This window comes from Monashia sp. HAY1-11D, assembly GCF_056868035.1.
On the sequence record NZ_CP200320.1, the window covers coordinates 4,079,741 to 4,096,986 of the forward strand.

General features: G+C 72.8%; 15 protein-coding genes. 2 read left to right on the plus strand and 13 right to left on the minus strand.

Annotation, left to right across the window (positions count from 1 at the left end):
- Window positions 1-15: 15 nt before the first annotated feature.
- Window positions 16-579 (minus strand): elongation factor P, encoded by a 564-nt coding sequence (gene efp, locus AC1VM9_RS18925; protein ID WP_323101757.1) that lies wholly within the window; start codon window positions 577-579, stop codon window positions 16-18.
- A gap of 204 nt (window positions 580-783) precedes the next feature.
- Between efp and AC1VM9_RS18930 the strand changes: the two genes are divergently transcribed.
- Entirely contained in the window at window positions 784-2,829 is a 2,046-nt protein-coding gene (locus AC1VM9_RS18930) for a HelD family protein (protein WP_481344463.1), read from the plus strand.
- A gap of 49 nt (window positions 2,830-2,878) precedes the next feature.
- Complete coding sequence (locus AC1VM9_RS18935) at window positions 2,879-3,949, plus strand: DUF3800 domain-containing protein (RefSeq protein ID WP_481344462.1); 1,071 nt, start codon at window positions 2,879-2,881, stop codon at window positions 3,947-3,949.
- A gap of 109 nt (window positions 3,950-4,058) precedes the next feature.
- Here the strand turns inward: AC1VM9_RS18935 and aroQ are convergent, their stop codons facing one another.
- The 12 genes from aroQ to AC1VM9_RS18995 form a co-directional block, all read right to left on the minus strand.
- The gene (gene aroQ / locus AC1VM9_RS18940; protein ID WP_481339917.1) at window positions 4,059-4,493 is read right to left on the minus strand and encodes a type II 3-dehydroquinate dehydratase; all 435 of its coding nucleotides are present in this window, start codon (window positions 4,491-4,493) and stop codon (window positions 4,059-4,061) included.
- A gap of 9 nt (window positions 4,494-4,502) precedes the next feature.
- Entirely contained in the window at window positions 4,503-5,618 is a 1,116-nt protein-coding gene (gene aroB, locus AC1VM9_RS18945) for a 3-dehydroquinate synthase (protein WP_481344461.1), read from the minus strand.
- On the minus strand, window positions 5,615-6,196 hold the full coding sequence (locus AC1VM9_RS18950) for a shikimate kinase (protein ID WP_481339937.1): 582 nt from the start codon (window positions 6,194-6,196) through the stop codon (window positions 5,615-5,617). Before AC1VM9_RS18950 ends, aroB begins: the two co-directional genes overlap by 4 nt.
- Window positions 6,193-7,413, minus strand: a complete 1,221-nt coding sequence (aroC, locus tag AC1VM9_RS18955; RefSeq protein ID WP_481339910.1) for a chorismate synthase — start codon at window positions 7,411-7,413, stop codon at window positions 6,193-6,195. The genes AC1VM9_RS18950 and aroC overlap by 4 nt, the downstream gene beginning before the upstream one ends.
- 96 nt (window positions 7,414-7,509) lie before the next feature.
- Window positions 7,510-8,211, minus strand: a complete 702-nt coding sequence (locus AC1VM9_RS18960; protein ID WP_481339907.1) for a prepilin peptidase — start codon at window positions 8,209-8,211, stop codon at window positions 7,510-7,512.
- Complete coding sequence (locus AC1VM9_RS18965) at window positions 8,208-9,089, minus strand: shikimate dehydrogenase (RefSeq protein WP_481344460.1); 882 nt, start codon at window positions 9,087-9,089, stop codon at window positions 8,208-8,210. The genes AC1VM9_RS18960 and AC1VM9_RS18965 overlap by 4 nt, the downstream gene beginning before the upstream one ends.
- On the minus strand, window positions 9,083-10,480 hold the full coding sequence (mltG, locus tag AC1VM9_RS18970; protein ID WP_483123709.1) for an endolytic transglycosylase MltG: 1,398 nt from the start codon (window positions 10,478-10,480) through the stop codon (window positions 9,083-9,085). The genes AC1VM9_RS18965 and mltG overlap by 7 nt, the downstream gene beginning before the upstream one ends.
- Window positions 10,477-10,983 carry a Holliday junction resolvase RuvX gene (gene ruvX, locus AC1VM9_RS18975; protein WP_481344458.1) on the minus strand — a complete coding sequence of 169 codons (507 nt, stop codon included), beginning with the start codon at window positions 10,981-10,983 and terminating at the stop codon, window positions 10,477-10,479. Before ruvX ends, mltG begins: the two co-directional genes overlap by 4 nt.
- Complete coding sequence (alaS, locus tag AC1VM9_RS18980; RefSeq protein ID WP_481344457.1) at window positions 10,980-13,658, minus strand: alanine--tRNA ligase; 2,679 nt, start codon at window positions 13,656-13,658, stop codon at window positions 10,980-10,982. The genes ruvX and alaS overlap by 4 nt, the downstream gene beginning before the upstream one ends.
- Before the next feature lie 404 nt (window positions 13,659-14,062).
- Complete coding sequence (locus tag AC1VM9_RS18985; RefSeq protein ID WP_481339894.1) at window positions 14,063-15,115, minus strand: ABC transporter ATP-binding protein; 1,053 nt, start codon at window positions 15,113-15,115, stop codon at window positions 14,063-14,065.
- Window positions 15,112-16,182, minus strand: coding sequence for an ABC transporter ATP-binding protein (locus AC1VM9_RS18990; RefSeq protein ID WP_481344456.1), 1,071 nt, complete (start codon window positions 16,180-16,182; stop codon window positions 15,112-15,114). Before AC1VM9_RS18990 ends, AC1VM9_RS18985 begins: the two co-directional genes overlap by 4 nt.
- Window positions 16,179-17,165, minus strand: a complete 987-nt coding sequence (locus AC1VM9_RS18995) for an ABC transporter permease (RefSeq protein WP_481339889.1) — start codon at window positions 17,163-17,165, stop codon at window positions 16,179-16,181. Before AC1VM9_RS18995 ends, AC1VM9_RS18990 begins: the two co-directional genes overlap by 4 nt.
- Between the last annotated feature and the right edge of the window lie 81 nt (window positions 17,166-17,246).

The window sequence follows — 17,246 nt, forward strand, 5'->3', positions numbered from 1 at the left end:
TGGGTCCGCGTCCGATCAGTCGTTGACGCGGCCGAGGTACGACCCGTCGCGGGTGTCGACCTTGACCTTCGTGCCGGTCTCGAGGAAGAGCGGCACGTTGATCTGCGCACCGGTCTCGAGCGTGGCCGGCTTGGTGCCACCCGTCGAGCGGTCGCCCTGCAGGCCCGGCTCGGTGTGGGTGATCTCGAGGACGACGGACGCCGGCAGCTCGACGTAGAGCGGCGCGCCCTCGTGCGTGGCGACGATGGCGTTCTGGTTCTCGAGGAGGTAGTTCGCGGCGTCACCGACGGTGGTCTCCGACACGTTGAGCTGGTCGTAGGTGTCGGTGTCCATGAAGACGAAGTCCGAGCCGTCCTTGTACAGGTACTGCATCGTCCGCTTGTCGACGTTGCTCGTCTCGACCTTGACACCCGCGTTGAAGGTCTTGTCGACGACCTTGCCCGACAGGACGTTCTTGAGCTTGGTGCGCACGAAGGCGGGGCCCTTGCCCGGCTTGACGTGCTGGAACTCGACGACGGACCAGAGCTGCCCCTCGAGGTTGAGCACCAGGCCGTTCTTCAGGTCGTTCGTAGATGCCATCTGCTGGAAACCGCTTTCGTGTGCCGGCCGGTGGGCGCCCCGCGGGCGCGCCGGGACCCGGTCGCTTAGATGTCGTGGAAGGTGCCGCGCAAGTCTAGCCGTGGCCCGCGCCGATCGCGGAATCGCCGGTGCCGCGCGGGCCGGGGCAGGTGTAGGCTCGCCGGTCCCCCAGACGTGTCCCGGCCCGAGAGAGGCGGCTTCGCCGTGCCCGCGCCCACCAACACCCTGAGCGACGAGCTCGCACGAGAGCAGGCCTTCCTCGACCGTGCGCGGGCCGAGCTGGGCCGGATGCGTGAGGCCGCCGAGGCGCTCGACGCGTCGCGGGCCAGCGACGCCGTCAGCGGCGAGGTGCTCTCCCGCGTCCTCGCCCGACGCATCGCCTCGCTGCAGGACGACCCGCGCACGACGCTCTTCTTCGGCCGCATCGACCTCGAGCCGGCGGATGCCCCGGCCGAGTCGTTCCACGTCGGGCGCCGGCACGTCAGCGACGAGTCCGGCGACCCGGTCGTCGTGGACTGGCGGGCGCCGGTGTCGACGGCGTTCTACCGCGCCTCGCACCTGGAGCCGATGGACGTCGTGCTGCGTCGCCGGTTCGGCGTCGACCACGGCCGGCTCACGGCGATCGAGGACGAGCACCTCGGGCTGCCTGCGGTCCATGACGACGCGTCCGGTGGCTCGCTGCTGGCGGCCGAGATCGAGCGTCCCCGCACCGGGCCGATGCGCGACATCGTCTCGACGATCCAGCCGGAGCAGGACGAGATCGTGCGCAGCGACGTCGGGACGACGATCTGTGTGCAGGGTGCCCCGGGCACCGGCAAGACCGCGGTCGGGCTGCATCGCGCCGCGTGGCTGCTCTACTCCTTCCGTGAGCGCCTCGACCGATCCGGGGTGCTCGTCGTCGGACCCAACCGCGCGTTCCTGGACCACATCGGCGCGGTCCTCCCCTCGCTCGGTGAGGTCCGCGTCGGCCACGCGACCATCGACAGCCTCCTCGAGCACGGCCGGGTCCGTGTCGACGAGCCCGCGGCGGTCGCGACGCTCAAGGGTGACGCGCGCCTGGCGGCGGTGCTGCGCCGGGCCGTGTGGTCGACCGTCGCGCGGGCCACCGAGGCGCTCGTCGTGCCTCGCGGCGTCCGCAAGTGGCGCGTGCCGGCGTACGAGGTCCAGGAGATCCTCGACGAGCTGGCCGCTCGCGGCGTCCGGTACACCGCGGCCCGCGACCTGCTGCCGATGCGCCTCGCGCACCACGTCCTGCTCGGGATGGAGCGCGACGGCGACGCCCCCGACGACCGCGTGCAGGAGTCCGTCGCGAAGTCGCCCGCCATGAAGAAGTACGTCGCGTCGGTGTGGCCCGCCCTCGACCCGCAGACGGTGCTGCACCGGCTCTGGTCCGACGCGGAGGCACTGGCTGCCGCTGCGGAGGACGATCTCACTGCCGAGGAGCAGCGGATGCTCCTGTGGGACAAGCCGGCCCGCACGAAGGGCGCAGCGCGGTGGAGCCGGGCGGACATGGCCCTGCTCGACGAGATCGGCGACCTGCTGAACCGAGTGCCCAGCCTCGGGCACGTCGTCCTCGACGAGGCGCAGGACCTGTCCCCCATGCAGCTTCGCGCCGTCGGTCGGCGCTGCTCCACCGGGTCGGCGACGGTGCTCGGCGACATCGCCCAGGGAACCACGCCGTGGGCCACCTCGTCGTGGGCCGACGCGATGCGCCACCTCGGCAAGGAGTCCCACGACCTCGTCGTGCTCGACCGCGGGTTCCGCGTGCCGGCACAGGTCATCGACTACGCGGCCCGGCTGCTGCCCGCCATGGCGCCCGGTCTCGGTGCGCCGGTGTCCGTGCGGTCCAACCCCGGGCGCCTCGACGTCGTGCCCGTGGCCGGCGAGCTCATGGCGGCCGTGGCCCGGGTCGTGCGAGAGGCGAGCGCCGAGCCCGGCTCCGTCGGCGTCATCGCGCCCGACGCCATGGTCGCCGACGTCGCCGCCGGGCTCACCTCCGCGGGCATCCCGCACGGCCGGCTCGACCGGGACCACGGCGACGACGAGGACCACCAGGTCGAGGTCGTGCCGGCGGGCGTCGCCAAGGGACTCGAGTTCGACCGCACGGTGGTCGTCGAGCCGGCGGCCATCGCCGCCGCGGAGCCTGACGGACGGACCGGGCTGCGGCGCCTCTACGTCGTGCTGACGCGCGCCGTCTCGGCGCTCACCGTCGTGCACGCCGAGCCGCTCCCCGACGCCCTGGCCGGCTGAGCACGGCAATTCGATGGCGCTCCCGCCGCCTGCGGGCGAGCATGGGGGCGTGGTGAGCGAGCGGCGGCTGCCGCCCCAGGGTGGCCTGCCCCCGACCGGGGAGGTGGGCGACGACGTCGTCGAGATCGCCTGCGACGAGTCCGGCTTCTCCGGCACCAACCTGCTCGACGCCGCGACGCCGCTGTTCGTCCACGCCAGCGTCGACCTGCCCGTCGCGGAGGCCGCCGACGTCGTCCGCACCCTGCACGCGGGGGTCAGGTGGTCGCTCGACGAGGTCAAGTCCGGACCGCTGCTCCGGGGGCCCGACGCCCGGGCCGCCCTCGAGTGGCTCCTCGAGCGGCTCCGTGGTCACGCCCACGTCCACGTCGTCGACAAGGAGCTGTTCCTCGTCAGCCGCGTCGTCGACCTGTTCCTCGTCGAGCCGTCGTACGCTGCGGGCACCCGCCTGGCGGCGGTCGACCCGGGGGCGTCGCTGGCGCTCTACCGCGCCGGACGGGCGCACCGGGCACAGTGGTCCGCCTTCCTCCGCGCCCTCTCCGACGTCGTGCGGACCAAGGCCCGTCACGCGCCGGACGCGGCCTCCCTCGACGCCTTCCTGGTGTCACGCGAAGCGCTTCTCAGGGCGCTCAGCGCAACCGGCGACGAGGCCGAGCGGGGGCGGACGGAGGCGATGGGCGTCCTCGCGGCGGTCGAGCGCGAGCGCGTCATCGAGGTGACGACCCGGTTGGCCGACGGCGACCGGTCGGTGCCGCCGCCGCTCGAGCCGCTCCTGCCCGCGCTCGCCGAGACGGTGCTGTTCTGGAGCGACGGACGACGTCGCGTGCTGGTCGTCCACGACGAGCAGAGCGCCCTGACGGCCGACCGGTTGCGCCGTCTGCAGGAGGTGCTCGCCGGCGCGGCCGACGGATCCCCTTCCGCCCTGGCCGGACTCGTCACCGTCGACTCCCGCGACGACCCCCGCGTGCAGGTCGCCGACCTGCTGGCCGGTGTCGCCCGCCGGTCGCCCGACGTCCTCGGCGACCCGCTGCTTCAGGGGTTCCTGTCCCCGACCTCGCTCGTCGACCGGCCTCTGCCGGACCCCTCAGTCGCTCGGCCCTACGTCACTGCTCACCCTGACTGAGCACTGACGTAGCGAGCGGGGGCGCCTCCCCTCGGAGCGGCACCAGACCTCGGCCGCAGCCCGGTTCGTCGACACCGACCTGTCCGGTGCGGGACCTCGACGCGCTCGCTCAGACCAGCGCGCGCAGCGCCAGCAGGTAGCTCTGCAGGCCGAAGCCGGCCACGGTGCCGGTGGCGACGCCGGCGACGACCGAGGTGTGCCGGAACTCCTCGCGCGCGGCGGGGTTGGACAGGTGCACCTCGACGAGGCTGCGTCCGCTCGTCGTGACGATGGCGCACGCGTCGCGAACCGCGTAGGAGTAGTGCGTGAAGGCACCGGGGTTGAGCACGACGTCGGCGCCGGAGTCGACGGCCTCGTGCAGCCAGTCGATGAGCTCGCCCTCGTGGTTGGTCTGCCGGCAGTCGGCGACGAGACCGAGGTCGCGCGCCTCGCGCTGGACCGCGGCGTGCACGTCGTCCAGCGTGTCGGAGCCGTAGACCTCCGGCTCGCGGGTGCCGAGCCGGTTGAGGTTGGGACCGGACAGGACGAAGACCGTTGCCGTCATGGCCGGAGTCTAGTGAGCCCCCGCACCGCCGGCCCGCGACACGAGGCGGTACGCCTCCTCGAGGACGGCGTCGGACGGGCCGACCAGACGCGTGGGGACGGCGAGCCCGTCGAGCACGACGAACCGCAGGGTCGACCCGCGGGACTTCTTGTCCCGGCGCATCGCCGTGAGCAGCGACTCCCACCGGTCGCCGCGGTAGGTCGTCGGCAGGCCGAGCGACCCGAGCACTGCTCGGTGGCGGGCGACCAGGTGGTCGCCCTCCGGTCCGGTGAGGTGGCCGGTGAGCCGCGCCAGCTCGGCGACGTACACCATGCCGACGCTGATCGCCTCGCCGTGACGCCACGTGTAGCCCTCGACCTGCTCGATGGCATGCCCGAACGTGTGGCCGTAGTTGAGGATCTCGCGCAGCGAGCTCTCGCGCGGGTCGGCGGCGACGACCTCGGCCTTGACCCGGACCGCCCGCTCGACGAGCTCGACCACGTGCGGGCCGTCGGCCCGGCAGGCCGATGCCGGGTCGTCCTCGACGAGCTCGAGGATGCGCGGGTCCGCGATGAACCCGCACTTGACGACCTCGGCGAGGCCCGCGACGAGGTCGGCCCGCGGCAGTGTCGCGAGCACGCCGACGTCGCAGACCACCCCGGCCGGCGGGTGGAATGCGCCGACGAGGTTCTTGCCCTCGGGAGTGTTGATGCCGGTCTTGCCGCCCACGGCGGCGTCGACCATGCCGAGGAGGGTCGTCGGCACCTGCACGACGCGTACTCCACGCAGCCACGACGCCGCGACGAAGCCCGCGAGGTCGGTGACGGTGCCACCGCCGAGGCCGACGACGGCGTCGCTGCGGGTGAAACCCGCCCGGCCGAGCCGCGACCAGAGGTCTGCGGCCACCGCGGCGGTCTTGGCCGACTCGGCGTCGGGGACCTCGGCGGCAAGGACCGCGTACCCGCGCGCCTCGAGGGCCGAGGCGACGCGCGCCACGAGGTCGGGCAGCGTCGGCGGGTGGACGAGCAGGACGCGCTCGACTCCCTCGCCGACGAGCTCGCCGACCCGGTCGAGGGCACCGGAGCCGATGACGACGTCGTACTGTCCGCCGACGCTGATCGTCGTCGGCGCGGCCGTGCCGCTCACGCCCGCCCCGCCTCGAGGAGCGCGACGACCTCGTCGACGACGGCCTCCGGAGCCTTGCCCGCGGTGTCGACGCGGACCGACGCCACGCGCTCGTAGGTGGGGCGGCGATGGTTCATCATCGTGACCCACGAGGCGCGCGGGTTGACGGCGAGCAGCGGACGGGACCGGTCGAAGCCGATGCGCCGGCTCGCGTCGGCGATGGCGACGTCGAGGAACACGACGACGTGGCCCCGCAGCGCCTCCTCGGTCAGCGGGTCCATCACCGCCCCGCCCCCGAGTGCGACGACGCCGGTCTCCTCCGCGAGCGACCGGGCCACCTCGGCCCGCTCGAGCTCCCGGAAGACCGGCTCGCCGTCGTCGACGAAGATGTCGGAGATGCTGCGCCCCTCCACCGCTTCCACGGCGGCGTCGACGTCGTGGAAGGCGACCCCCAGTCGCTCGGCGAGCGCCTTGCCGACGGTCGTCTTGCCCGCACCGGGCGGCCCGACGACGACGGCGACCGGACGCGTCGCCTCTTCGGCCCCCCTGGCCTCCGTGGCCTCGGTGGCGTCCGTCGGCTGCCCGGAGTCGGCGGTCACCACGTCCGCAGCCCCTCCGGGATCGCCGCCAGGTACGCGGCGTGGTTGCGCGAGGTCTCGGCGACGGAGTCGCCGCCGAACTTCTCGAGGCACGCCTCGGCGAGCACGAGCGCCACCATCGCCTCGGCGACGACGCCTGCCGCGGGGACGGCGCACACGTCGGAGCGCTGGTGGATGGCGGTCGCGGCCTCACCGGTCGCGACGTCGACGGTGGCGAGGGCCCGCGGCACGGTGCTGATCGGCTTCATCGCCGCGCGCACGCGCAGCGGCTGGCCGTTGGACATGCCGCCCTCGGTCCCGCCGGCCCGGGCGGTGCGACGCGTGATGGCGCCCTCGAGCAGGTCCATCTCGTCGTGGGCCCGGGAGCCGCGGCGGCGGGCCGTCTCGAAGCCGTCCCCGACCTCGACGCCCTTGATCGCCTGGATGCTCATGAGCGCCTGCGCCAGGCGGCCGTCGAGCCGGCGGTCCCAGTGCACGTGCGAGCCGAGGCCCGGAGGCAGGCCGTAGGCCAGCACCTCGACGACGCCACCGAGGGTGTCGCCGTCCTTGCGGGCGGCGTCGACCTCGGCGACCATCGCGGCCGACCCGGCCACGTCGAAGGCGCGGACGGGGTCGGCGTCGAGACGCTCGACGTCGTCGGGCGTCGGCACGGGCGCGTCGGGGCTGACCGCTGCGGTGCCGATCGAGACCGTGTGCGACACGAGCCGGATGCCGTAGGCCTGCTCCAGGAAGCGCGCGGCGACCTCACCCAGCGCGACCCGCGCCGCGGTCTCACGCGCGCTGGCCCGCTCGAGCACGGGACGGGCGTCCTCGTGCCCGTACTTCTGCATGCCGACGAGGTCCGCGTGGCCGGGCCGGGGGCGGGTCAGCGGCTTGTTGCGCGCGACCTCCTTCTCGGCGTTGACGTCGTCCGCGGCGGCGTACGCCTCGTCGCTGACGGCCTCGGGGCTCATGACGGTCGTCCACTTGGGCCACTCGCTGTTGCCGATGCGCACGGCGAGGGGCGAGCCGATCGTCACCCCGTGGCGCAGGCCCCCGAGGAACTCGACCTCGTCCTGCTCGAACTTCATCCGGGCGCCGCGCCCGTACCCGAGCCGGCGCCGCGCGAGCGCGGCCTGCAGGTCCTTGGCGCCGACCTCGACACCGGCCGGGACGCCCTCGAGGACGGCCACCAGCGCCGGGCCGTGGGACTCACCGGCGGTCAACCAACGAAACATGTCCCGATCCTCCCACGCAGCCTGTCGCCGGCTCCGACCCGCCCGCGAGGCGGACGACCGCAGCCACACCGGCGACCGCACCCGGACGCACCACGGTCAGAGGACGAACCGCACCTCGGTGAGCAGCGACAGGAGCAACCCGACGAGCATCCACGGACCGAAGGCGATGTCGTCCTTGCGCGAACCACGCAGCACCGTGAGCCGGACGACGCCGTAGGCGCCGGCGAGGAGGAAGGCCGCGCACGCCGCGACGAGCGTCGCCACCACCGACAGGTAGCCCGAGGCGAGCCCGACCAGGCCGGCCAGGGTGACGTCGCCGAACCCGAAGCCGCTGCCCAGCAACGCGGCGAGCAGGGCGAGCAGCAGGAACACCGCCCACAGCGCGAGACCCGCGACGACGGCCCGACGCAGGGCCGCCCAGTCCCCCGACGCGAGCGAGGCGACGGTCAGCTGGACGAGCAGGACGACATATGCCGGGCGGGTCAGGCCCCGAGGCAGCCGGTGCACGTCGGCGTCGATCCACGAGAGCGCTACCGCGACCGCGGAGAAGACGAGGTAGGCCGGTGCCAGCGCCCACTCCGACAGGGGGCCGAACCGCCAGGCGAGGACCGCCCAGAGCAGCCCGGTCGAGGCCGTCACGACCCACGGCCCGACGCGCGGTCCCGGACCGATCTCATCGTCGAGCCGGTAGCCCAGGGTCGCGAGCCGCCGGCGCAGGAGCTCACCGACACCGAGGCCGGCCAGACCCACCACGACGACGAACCACCACGGCGTCGGCGGCGCGGCGACCCAGGTCACGACGCGGTCCCCGCCTCGGCCGTACCTGCGCGGTCGTCGCGACCCGCCGCCTGCTGAGATGTCCGGACCGCCCGGGCCGCCAGGACGGCGTCGAGCGCGGCACGCATCGCCTCGAGGGGCGCGGGGCGCCCGGTCATGAGCTCGACCTGTCGGGTGGCCTGGTGCAGGAGCATGTCCGTACCGGGGGCGACGACCCAGCCGGCGGCCGCAGCGGCCCGCTCGAGCGGCGTCGTGCCGCCGGCGTAGACGGCATCGAGCAGCACCGGGCGCGTCGACGCGTCGGCCACGGGCAGCCGGTCCAGGCCGACCACGGACGCAGGGGGCACGGTGCTGACGACGACGTCGGTCGGCGTCCACTGCCCGAGACCGACGACCTCGACCTCGAGGCCCGACGCGCGCGCCTGCTCGAGCGTCTCGGGTCGGGCCCGGTCGCGCACCATGAGGACGACCCGCCGGGCGGTGCCGGCCACCGCCGCGACCGTGGAGCGCGCCGTGGCCCCCGACCCGACGACGAGCACCGATCGGGGCGCGGGGGCACCGGCCTCGGCCAGCGCCCGCCGGACGCCGACGACGTCGGTGTTATGCGCCGACCAGCCGGCGGCGGTCGGCAGCAGCGTGTTGGCCGCACCGGTGGCGCGGGCCGCGTCGTCCACGACGGACGCGGCCGCGAGGGCCGCCTCCTTGAGCGGCATCGTCAGCGACAGGCCCCGGCACCCGTCCGCGAGGGCCTCGAGCTCGCCGGCGAACCGGTCGGCCCCGACCTCGCGGCGTCCGTACGTCCAGCCGAGACCCAGCGCCGTGTAGGCGGCCCGGTGCAGCACCGGCGAGAGCGAGTGCGCGATGGGGCTGCCCCACACCTCGCACCAGGGCGTCAGCACTTGCCCTTGTTGGCCGCACACCACTGCTGGAACTGCTGGACGTTGCGCTGGTGCTCCTCGTACGTCGTCGCGAACTTCGTCTCGCCGGTGGCCAGGTTGACGGTGACGAAGTACAACCAGCCGCCCGGCGCCGGCGAGGCGGCCGCCTGCAGGGCCTGGTCGCCGGGGTTGGCGATCGGGCCCGGCGGCAGACCCGGGAAGCGACGCGTGTTGTACGGGCTGCCGCTGTCGAGCATGGCCTGGGTGGGCACGCCGCGCTTCTTGAAGATGCCGCGCTTCTTGAAGATGTAGTTGACCGTCGAGTCGAGGCCGAGGGACATGTTCTGGGCGAGGCGGTTCTCGATGACCCGTGCCACCTTGGCCTGGTCGGCCTCGGTCTGGGCCTCGCCCTCGACGAGGCTCGCGACCGTGACGACGCGCTCCATCCGGTCCGGCGCGATGCCGAGGGCGTCGAGGCGCTTCATCGACTCGGCGACCATCTGCTTGAGCTGGTCGAGCGCGGTCGTCTTTGACCCGAACTCGTAGCTGGCCGGGAAGAGGTAGCCCTCGATGTTGCCCTTGGCCGACGGTGGCAGGCCGAGCTCGTCGACCTTCTTGGCCGCGGCCTCGTACTGGGCGACCGGGATGCCCGAGCCCTTCGACAGGCGCGCGTAGATCTCGGTGGCCCACAGGCCCTCCGGGATGGTGACCCGGGTGATGTCGCGGTTCTTGGGGTCGACGAGGACGGCGAGGGCGTCGGCGGCGCGCATCTGCTTCTTCAGCGTGTAGATGCCCGGCTGGATGCCGGCGCTCCTCGGGTCGGCGTTCGCGGCCTCGATGAACGCCTTCGTCGACTTGACGACGTCGTCCTCGACGAGCGTCTTGGCGATGGCGGTGCCGCCCTGGCCGTCCTCGACGGTGACCTGGACCTGGCCGGAGCCCGGGCCCGGGTAGTCGTTGGCCTCGAGGAAGTCCTCGACGACGGGCCGCAACGCCTTGTAGGCGACGCCCACGCCGCCACCGATGAGACCGAGCGCGAGGACGATGACGATGATGCGGCGCAGCACCGACGGCTTGCCGGAGCGTCGCGCGGCGGGTGCAGGTGCGCTGGGTGCCCCCGTGGACGAGCCGGCGTCGCGTCTGCGGCGTCCGCGCGCCCGGGCGGCCTGCTCGGCCTCGCGACGCTCGCGCCGGGTCAGGGGGACGGCACCCTCCGCGTCGGCACCGTGTGCCGGACCGTGGCCTGCCTCGTGTCCCCCGTGGCCGGCGACGTGGTCGTGGTCCGCATGCCTGCCGTACCCGTCGTACCCACCCGCGGCGAGGTCGTGCTCGTAGGCGCCCGGCGCGGTCTCGTCGTAGGCGTACGTGTCGTCGTGGTCGCCGAAGATGGACGACTCCAGGTGGTCCTTCATCGTCGGCGTTCCTTCTTCCGTCTTCCGGTGGGCGAGACGGTCTCGCCCGGCGCCCGGCCCAGGGCCGCCTCGGTGTCGAGGGCCCACTGGAGGATCAGCACGGCAGCGGCCTGGTCGACCACCGCTCGCTGGCCGCGACCGGGGACCCCGCTGTCGCGTAGTCTCCGGTGCGCGTCGACGGTGGTCAAGCGCTCGTCGACGAGGCGCACCGACACGGTACCGAGCCGCGCGGCCAGCAGGGACGCATACGTGCGAGCCAGCCGGGCCGCCTCCCCCTCCTGCCCGGACAGGAGCCGCGGCAGCCCGACGACGACCTCGACGGCGCCGAGGTCGGCGACGATCGCGGCGAGCGCCTCGACGTCGGCGTCGGCCGCGAGGTCACGCGGCAGCGTCTCGACGGGGTGGGCGAAAGTCCCGGACGGGTCGGACGCGGCGACGCCGACGCGGGCCTGGCCCACGTCGACGCCGACGCGAACTCCGGGGCGTGCGCCCGACGAGGTCACTGGCCGGCGCCTCGGCTCCGCAGTGCGTCCTCGACCGCGCCGAGGGCCGCCGAGACCTGGCCGGCGTCCGTGCCGCCACCCTGGGCGAGCTCGTCGCGCCCCCCACCGCCACCGCCGAGGGCGGCGGCCGCGAGCTTGACGAAGTGGCCCGCCTTGAGGCCGGCCTCGCGGGCGCGCTCGTTCGTCGCGACGATGACGACGGGCCGCTCGTTCGCGACCGCCGCCATGGACACGAGCGTCGGCCGCTCGTTGCCGAGCCTCGAGCGCACGTCGGTGACCAGAGCGCGCAGGTCGTCAGCGACGACCCCGCTGCCGGCGTCGTGGCTGACGAACGTGACGCCACCGATGTCGCGCGCCGAGGCGACGAGACCCGCGGCCGCGCCGAGCACCTGGGCCTGGCGCACCGCCGCGATCTCCTTCTCGGCGTCGCGCAGGCGCGACAGGATGCCGCTGATGCGGTCGGGCAGCTCGTCACGGCGCACGCCGAGCGTGTCGGTCAGCTGGCTGACGATCGCCGCCTCGCGGGCCAGATGGGTGTAGGCGTCGGCGCCGACGAGCGCCTCGACCCGTCGGACACCCGAGCCGATGGAGGCCTCCCCGAGCAGCTTGACGACCCCGATCTGGCCGATCCGCGGAGTGTGCGTGCCCACGCACAGCTCACGCGACCACTCGCCGATCGAGACAACGCGGACGCGCTCGCCGTACTTCTCGCCGAAGAGCGCCATCGCACCGAGCTTCTTGGCCGCGTCGAGCCCCATGACGTCGGCGGTCACGGGCAGGTCGTCGAGCAGGAACCCGTTGATGCGGGCCTCGATCTGCCCCATCGCCTCAGCCGGTACCGCCTGCAGCGACCGGAAGTCGAAGCGCAGGCGCCCCGGCGAGTTCTCCGAACCGGCCTGGGTCGCGGTCTCGCCGAGCTCGTCGCGCAGCGCCTGGTGCACCATGTGCGTCGCGGTGTGCGCCCGCGAGATGGAACGCCGACGCAGCACGTCGACCTCCGCCTCGGCCTCCTGGCCCACCGCCGCCTCGCCCTCGAGGACCGTGGCGCGGTGGACGACCAGCCCCGTGATGGGTCGCTGGACGTCCTTGACCTCGATGAGCGCGCCGTTCGCGAGGCGGATCCGCCCGTGGTCGGCCTGCTGGCCACCGGACTCGGCGTAGAGCGGGGTGCGATCCAGGACGAGCTCGACGTCGTCGCCGGCCTCGGCGCGCTCGACGACGACCCCGTTGCGGACGATGCCGCGCAGGCGGGTGTCGGTGAGCACCTGGTCGTAGCCGGTGAACTCGACGTCGCGGCCGAGCGCGTCGGCCAGCTGCCGGTAGACGGAGGTGTCGCCGTGCGCGCTCTTCTTCGCCCGGGCGTCGGCCTTGGCGCGGTCGCGCTGCTCGGCCATGAGGCGCCGGAAGCCGGCCTCGTCGACCTGCAGGCCCTGCTCGGACGCCATCTCGAGCGTGAGGTCGATCGGGAACCCGTACGTGTCGTGCAGCGCGAACGCCTCGGGCCCGCCGAGCGTCGCCGCCCCCGACGCCTTGGCCTTGGCGACCGCGGTGTCGAGGATCGTCGTGCCCGCGCTCAGGGTGCGTCGGAACGCGTCCTCCTCTGCGTAGGCGACCTGGCTGATCCGCCGGAAGTCGGTCTCGAGCTCGGGATAGGAGGCCTTCATCCGCTCCATGCTGACCGGCAGCAGGTGCTCGAGGGTCGGGGCGTCGACGCCGAGCAGGCGCATCGAGCGCACCGCGCGGCGCAGCAGGCGGCGCAGGACGTACCCGCGCCCCTCGTTGCCCGGCACGACGCCGTCGCCGATGAGCATGAGCGAGGAGCGCACGTGGTCGGCGACGACCCGGAAGCGGACGTCGTCCTCGTGCACCGCACCGTAGCGGCGGCCGGTGAGGTCCTCGGCCGCGGCGATGACCGGGAAGACCTCGTCGGTCTCGTAGATGTTGTCGACGCCCTGGAGCAGGAAGGCGGCGCGCTCGAGGCCCATGCCGGTGTCGATGTTGCGCTTGGGCAGGTCCCCGACGATGTCGAAGTCCTCCTTCGACCGGACGTTCTCGAGCTCGTACTGCATGAAGACGAGGTTCCAGAACTCGAGGTAGCGGTCGCCGGCCTCCCAGTCACCGTCGGCGCCGTACGCCGGCCCGCGGTCGAGGAGGATCTCCGAGCAGGGGCCGCCCGGGCCGGCGACGCCCATGTTCCAGTAGTTGTCCTTGCGGCCGAGCCGCACGATGCGGTCGTCGGGCAGGCCGGCGACCTTCTTCCACAGCGAGATGGCCTCGTCGTCCTCGTGGTAGACGGACGCGTAGAGGTCCTTCTCGTCGAAGCCGAGGCCGCCGTCGGACTGGCTCCTCGTGATGAGCTCCCACGCGAGCTCGATCGCGCCTTCCTTGAAGTAGTCGCCGAAGCTGAAGTTGCCGTTCATCTGGAAGAACGTGCCGTGGCGGGTCGTCTTGCCGACCTCCTCGATGTCGAGGGTCCGCACGCACTTCTGGACGCTCGTCGCGCGGCTGTACGGCGGCGTCTCCTGGCCGAGGAAGTACGGCTTGAACGGCACCATGCCGGCGTTGACGAACAGTAGGTTCGGGTCGTCGTGCACGAGCGACGCGCTCGGCACGACGGTGTGGTCGCGGCTGCCGAAGAACGAGAGCCAACGGCGCCTGATCTCAGCGGTTTCCATGCGTCAGTCCTTGGGTCGGTGAGTGGTCCGGGGCCGTCACGGAGACGACGGCGCGGGTCGGGGCAGGTGGGGGCGGGGCCAGCCCGGCGCCTCAACGGGGCGCGACTGGCCCCCGGGGAGCTCGCGCCTGCCGCGCGCTCACCCGGACCGGGACCACCCTGCGTGCCACTCGGGCCACGATGCATCCGTCCTTCGACTCGTCGGCGCGGACCTCGCGCCACTGGTCAACCCTAACGGACGGTGCCCTGCGGGTCCCACCGCGTTCCCGCCCGGACGAGACGCTCGGGCCCCCGGACACGCGGCTGGGCCGGTCCCCCAAGCGGGGACCGGCCCAGCACGCGTGGGCCGCCGGCGGAGCTGCCGACCGACGCCGGCCGACTGCCGCCGACGGCTTTCGCGGCGCGTCAGACGGGCTCCACCTCGGCCACGAGGTCGGTCTTGATCTCGGGGAAGTGGCAGGCCTGCACGTGCTTGCCGCTCTCGCGCTTGGACCGGACCGGTGCCAGAGCCGCCTCGGAGGGCACCAGCGGCGGCTCCGTCTGGGCGCAGACCTCCTGGGCCTTCCAGCAGCGGGTGCGGAAGCGGCACCCGCTCGGCGGGTCGATCGGGCTGGGCACGTCGCCGACGAGGCGGATGCGCTCCTTGGGGGCGATGCCGCGCGCGACGTTGATGTCCGGTGCAGCGGACAGCAGCGCCTGCGTGTACGGGTGCTCCGGCTCCTCGTAGATCTTCTTCTTGTCGCCGTACTCGACGATCTTGCCGAGGTACATGACCGCGACCTGGTCGCAGAAGTGGCGCACGACGCCGAGGTCGTGCGCGACGAAGATGAACGCGAGGTCGAGCTCGTCGCGCAGCTTGCCCAGCAGGTTCATCACCTGCGCCTGGATCGACACGTCGAGCGCCGACACCGGCTCGTCCGCGATGATGAGCTTGGGCTCGACCGCGAGAGCGCGAGCGATGCCGATGCGCTGGCGCTGGCCGCCGGAGAACTCCGACGGGTAGCGGTTGATGTGCTCGGGGCTGAGGCCGACGAGCTCGAGCAGCTCCTGGACGCGGGCCTTCTCCTTGCCCCGGTGCAGACCGTGGACCTTGAGCGGCGTCGCGAGGATCGAACCGACGGTGTGCCGCGGGTTCAGGGAGCTGTACGGGTCCTGGAAGATCATCTGCACGTCGCGGCGGATGGACCGGAGGTCCTTCTCCGGCAGGTGCGTGATGTCGCGGCCCTCGAAGACGACCTTCCCGCCGGTGGGCTCGTCGAGGCGGGTCACGAGGCGTGAGGTCGTCGACTTGCCGCAGCCGGACTCCCCGACCAGGCCGAGCGTCTGGCCCTGCTTGACCGAGAAGCTGATGCCGTCGACGGCCTTGACCATGGCCTTGACCATGCGCAGCCCCTGGACCTCGCGGAAGGGGAAGTAGCGCTGGAGGTCGGTGACCTCCAGCAGCGTCTGGTCGCTCATCGTGCTCCCTCGGCGCTGTTCAGGGTGGTCACCGGGTCTTCGAGGTGGCACCGGAACTGGCGGTTGGACAGCCCCGGCGTCGGACGCCACTCGGGCAGCTGCGTGAAGCAGGCGTCGCCCTCGACGAGGTCCTTGAACGCGCAGCGCGGGTGGAACGAACAGCCCGAGGGCAGGGCGAGCAGGCTCGGCGGCGCGCCGGGGATCGTCGAGAGCTCGTCGCGGTCCTCCGAGTGCGACGGGACCGACTGCAGCAGGCCGAAGGTGTAGGGGTGCGAGGGCTGGGCCAGCACCTCCTTGGCGTCGCCCCTCTCGACGCCGCGACCGGCGTACATGACGAGGATGTCGTCGGCGGTCTCGGCGACGACCGCGAGGTCGTGCGTGATGAGGATGACGGCCGACCCGAACTCCTTCTGCAGGTCGTTGACGAGGTCGAGGATCTGCGCCTGGACGGTGACGTCGAGGGCGGTCGTCGGCTCGTCGGCGATGAGCAGCTTCGGGTTGTTGACGAGGCCGAGGGCGATCATCGCGCGCTGGCGCATGCCGCCGGAGAACTCGTGCGGGTACTGGTTGGCCCGGCGCTGCGGGTTCGGGATGCCGACGAGCTCGAGCATCTCGACGGCACGCTTGGCCGCCACCTGCTTGCTCACGCTGTGGTGGGCCGCGTAGGCCTCGGCGATCTGCTTGCCGACCTTGTGGAACGGGTGCAGCGAGGACTGCGGGTCCTGGAACACCATGGCGGCCTTGGTGCTCCGGATCTGCTGGAAGGTCTGGCGCGGCGCCCCGACGAGCTCGATGCCGTCGAGCTTGATGCTCCCGGTGATCTGCGTGCGCTTCGGGTTGTGCAGGCCGAGGACCGCCATGCTCGAGACCGACTTGCCCGACCCGGACTCGCCGACGATGGCGAGGGTGCGGCCGAGGCGGGCCTGGTAGCTGAGGTTGGAGACGGCCTTGACGACCCCCTCCTCGGTCGGGAAGGCGACCGACAGGTCGGTGACCTCGAGGACGACGTCCCCGGCGTTCTGGGCCTGCGCGCTCTGGGTCGCGATGGTGTTCGACGGCGTGGTCACGTGAGCCTCACTCGCGGGTCGATGAACGAGTAGCCGATGTCGACGAGGAGGTTCATCAGGACCACGATGACCGCGGTCATGAGGACGCTGCCCATGATGACCGGCAGGTCGTCGTTGCGGAAGGCCGTGATGGTGCGCCGGCCGATGCCGTCGACGCTGAAGATCTGCTCGGTGATGAGGGTTCCCGTGAGCAGGGCGGCGATGTCGAGACCGAGGATCGTCAGGATCGGGCTCATCGCGGCGCGGAAGCCGTGGCGCACGAGCACCCGCCGCTCGCCGATGCCTTTGGAGCGCGCCGTGCGGATGTAGTCCATCGACAGCGACTCGAGCATCGAGTTGCGGGTGTAGCGCACGTACGTCGTCGAGGTGACGAGGCCCAGGATGAGGGCCGGGGCCAGCATGCCGAGGAGGTAGGGCACGACGCCCGAGGAGATCGACCTGTACTGCGGAAGGATGTGCCACAGCGTCACGGGGTACAGCGCGACGAGCAGCGCGAGCACGTAGTACGGGATCGCGCCGATGACCTGCGAGACGCCGACGATGCCCCGGTCCGAGGGGGTGCCGCGCCGGACGGCGGCCAGGATGCCGAGCGTGATGCCGACGACCAGGAAGATGACGGCCGCCATGAGCGTCAGGACCACGGTGTTCGGGAACCGCGTGAACAGCTCGTCGTTGACGGACTGCCGCGTCACGAACGAGTAGCCCAGGCACGGCGCGCCGCAGTGCACCCGGTCCCCGGCGTAGACGAAGTCACGGCCGGCGAACAGGCCCGAGAAGTAGTCGGTGAACTGCTGGGGCAGCGGCTTGTCCAGGCCGAGGTTGGCGCGGATGGCCGCGAGGCGGGCCGGCGGGCACTTCGTGTCGGGACACAAGGCCTGCGCCGGGTCCGACGGCGCGGCGAAGAAGAGGAGGAACGCCGAGACCAGGGTCGCCAGGACGACGCTCAGGGCCAGCGCGAGCCTCCGCAGGATGTACGTGAGCACGGGAGGAGCCTTCCAAGGGGGCGGGCGCCAGTGATGGGGGTCCGGGATCGCCGGACCCCCACCACCGCGGTCGGTTCAGAT